This window comes from Armatimonas sp. (assembly GCF_043760365.1).
In the GTDB taxonomy this organism is placed as follows: Bacteria; Armatimonadota; Armatimonadia; order Armatimonadales; family Armatimonadaceae; genus Armatimonas.
Genome location: NZ_JAYUPA010000073.1, coordinates 1 through 2,370 on the forward strand (window position 1 = coordinate 1; position 2,370 = coordinate 2,370).

The following is a 2,370-nucleotide window of genomic DNA, read 5'->3' on the forward strand; positions in this document are numbered from 1 at the left end:
CCGAAAGCACCAATAGGAATCGAATTCGCAATTGAATCGGCGAGTTCGCTTTGTCCAAAAACAGCAGCCGTTATTGATCCTAAAAATACTATAGCAGTAGATGCTAATTCAGGATTTAGTGTTGCCCAAGTAGCCATACTAGTAAGCATGCTACCTAAATCAAAATTTTCCCCACTTGGATCTGAATAATTAACAGAGTCATGCCCTGCATATATATATCTATGTAAAGTTACTGGCTCATATTCATCACCTAGTTGTGGATCTTCGCCTATAAACCTTCCAACTCCCGGCTTGTAATACCTGGCACGGTTGAAATACAGCCCCTCGCCACTATTGAAGGCAGTCGAACCGCTCCAAATCGTACCCGCACCACCCCAGCTACTACCCCCGTCCCATTGTTGACCATTCAGGAAGAAGCCCGGCCCGGCGACAGAACGGCCCGAAGTCGTCACCCGATACGGAATCCCGAAGGCATCGTTGTAGCCGAACTCATCCACCACAGAGCCAGAGTCGCCCACCAGCATCCGCGTGCTGCCAAGGCCATCAAAGAGTAGCCACTCGCTCAGAACCGGAGTCATCGACGGGGGGCCGTTGATGGGCATCTGGTACTTGAAGTAGTGCAGGCGATCCAGCCCGATGTCGTAACGGTAGATCTGCGCGATGCCCACCTGCGTGCCCGACACATTGCTAGCCCACGCACGCTCCTGGATCACCTCGGCGTACGGCTGGCTCGTGTCCACCAGATACTGATGGTGGGTGCGGTTCTCACTCAGAGCATGCGCGGTGCTCTGAGTCGGCGTATTGGCACGGAGGGGGCGTGGCGAGGCGAGCGCGGGGGCGAGGCTGTGGAGCAGAAGTGTCCAGGCCAGAAGTAGCGAGAGCCAGCGCGAGGGAGACATGAGCTGACGGTATCCTACCCCAGAAAGCGATACAATACGAACCAGATGGACGAGCAAGCGATAGACCACGACAGGCTTTTCAAGGAGCTACTCACGACGTTCTTTATCGAGTTTGTCCAGGGGTTTCTGCCCGACGTGGCAGCCTACCTTGATCCTGACAGCATTGAGTTTCTAGACAAAGAGGTCTTCACCGATGTCACGCAGGGCAAGCGCTACGAGTCCGATATTATCGTCAAGGCTCGCTTCCAGGGCAAAGAGGCGTACTTTCTGCTGATCGTGGAGAACCAGTCCACGCCCCAGAGCGGCTTTCCGAAGCGCATGTTTGGCTACTTCGCTCGCTTCTACGAGAAGTTCGATCTGCCGATCTATCCGGTGGTGATCTACTCGTTTGATAAGCCAAGGCGACTTCAGCCGGGCAAGCATGAGATTGCGTTTCCGGGCTTTGTGGTGAGCCGCTTCCAGTTCCGCGTGATCCAGCTTAACCGCCTGAAGTGGCGCGACTATGTCAGCACGCCCAACCCGGTGGCGACGGCGCTGATGTCCAAGATGCAGATTGCCAGGCGTGACCGGGTGAAGGTGAAAGTGCAGTGCCTGCGGCTGATTGCCACACTTCGGCTTGACCCGGCTCGTTCTCAGCTTATCGCGGGCTTTGTGCGAACGTACTTACAGATGACGAAACCCGAGCTGGTGGAACTCCAGCGCGAAGTGGGGCTTCTGCCCCGAGAGGAGCTAGATACAATGATGACACTTACGAATGAGTGGATAGAACTAGGCGAAGAAAAAGGCATTGAGCAGGGCATGGAACGTGGCCGTGCTGCGGAGGCGCGTAGCCTGATTCTGCGCTGGGGAACGAAGCGTCTGGGTGCTCCTGGTAGTGCGGTAGAAGCGGCTCTCGAAGCGTCGGACTTGGCGCGGCTGGAAGTGCTGGCGGATCGCTTGCCAGAGGCGGAATCCTGGCAGGAGCTGCTCGCGGAGTAGAGCCCACAAGGCGGGCTCCTCATTCACACCGCTGGGGTCAATGCCGCCTTGAGATCGCCGCCGGTGCCAGGAGTGGCCTCGGAGAGGTAGAGGGCGCAGCGGATGAGTCCGGCCCAGGTGGAGAGGCGGGCGGCGTGGATGTTCCAGCCCTGCGCGGTGATCGTGCGCAGAAGCGCGTGGATCGCGCCGGGGCCACGGGGCACCACGACATCCAGAAGCGTCAGGCTATCCTCCGTGAGCTCCAGCCGCAGGTTCTTCACCGTTCCTAGCGACGGCTCCGGACGACGGCGGCGCGTTAGAAGATCGTCGGCTGTCTCGACCCCACCCAGAACCCGTCCGAGTGCCGTTGCCAGTTCGCCGCGCATCGCGCGATCCAGGGGCTGGTCCCGGTGATCAATGGTCAGGGTATCCACTACAATCGCCTGCCCCCGGTGCTCTTTTATGGTGCGTGTGAAGACCTGCGCCGCATGGAGCCGGATATCGTAGGCGTAGA

At 58.1% G+C, this 2,370-nt stretch carries 3 protein-coding genes; 1 reads left to right on the forward strand and 2 read right to left on the reverse strand.

Going from position 1 to position 2,370, the window contains the following annotated elements; all coding sequences use genetic code 11:
* Positions 1–899, reverse strand: an 899-nt coding sequence (locus ACH2EH_RS01885; RefSeq protein ID WP_395138310.1) for an RHS repeat-associated core domain-containing protein, incomplete at its 3' end; no start/stop codon positions are given.
* A 45-nt stretch (positions 900–944) separates the two neighbouring features.
* Between ACH2EH_RS01885 and ACH2EH_RS01890 the strand changes: the two genes are divergently transcribed.
* On the forward strand, positions 945–1,877 hold the full coding sequence (locus tag ACH2EH_RS01890; RefSeq protein WP_395138312.1) for an Rpn family recombination-promoting nuclease/putative transposase: 933 nt from the start codon (positions 945–947) through the stop codon (positions 1,875–1,877).
* A 23-nt stretch (positions 1,878–1,900) separates the two neighbouring features.
* Here the strand turns inward: ACH2EH_RS01890 and ACH2EH_RS01895 are convergent.
* Positions 1,901–2,370 (reverse strand): hypothetical protein (locus tag ACH2EH_RS01895; RefSeq protein ID WP_395138315.1); only part of this gene is annotated, 470 nt, incomplete at its 5' end.